The sequence below is a fragment of the Chryseobacterium phosphatilyticum genome (assembly GCF_002899825.2).
Classification (GTDB): Bacteria; Bacteroidota; Bacteroidia; order Flavobacteriales; family Weeksellaceae; genus Chryseobacterium; species Chryseobacterium phosphatilyticum.
This window is the reverse complement of the sequence record NZ_PPED02000109.1, coordinates 1-447: the sequence shown is the minus strand read 5'-3', so window position 1 is coordinate 447 and position 447 is coordinate 1. Positions and strand designations below refer to the sequence as shown.

Sequence of the window (447 nt, the reverse complement as noted above, 5' to 3'; positions counted from 1 at the left end):
CCTTCAGCTCAAAACACGTCGCCAGCCAAACCCTGGTGAATAAAGCGGGCTAGGACGATGGCCGGTGGCACGGAGAAATGGAAGTAAGACCGAAACAAACGCCTTCGGATGCGAGTAGTTGATCCCATGGGCGGCGCCGGGGATGACAGCAAGACGGCCGCGAGGCAGGGCCGCTGCAAGGCTCGTCACAAATGCATAAGGGACGATGTAGTCACGCGTTCCCCAAACCACGAGCGTCGGCTGCGTGACTCGGAGCACCTTCTCTCCGATGCGGTTGCCGACCATGCTGCGTAAGGTCAGGATGTAGCGCTTGATCCCACCACGGGCATAGTCGGCGAGCGCCACCCAAGCGAGCGACCAGCGCTCGAACGGTGCAATGGCAAAGAAGCCGACCACTTGCCGGACAAGGCCGCGCGATTCCGGGTCCGGCGTCGGCCCCTGCAGGAC

General features: G+C 62.4%; 1 protein-coding gene. It reads right to left on the bottom strand.

Translation table 11 applies throughout. The annotated features are described in order from the left end of the window. Window positions 1-3: 3 nt before the first annotated feature. Window positions 4-447 (bottom strand): alpha/beta fold hydrolase (locus tag C1631_RS25585; protein ID WP_133248975.1); only part of this gene is annotated, 444 nt, incomplete at its 5' end.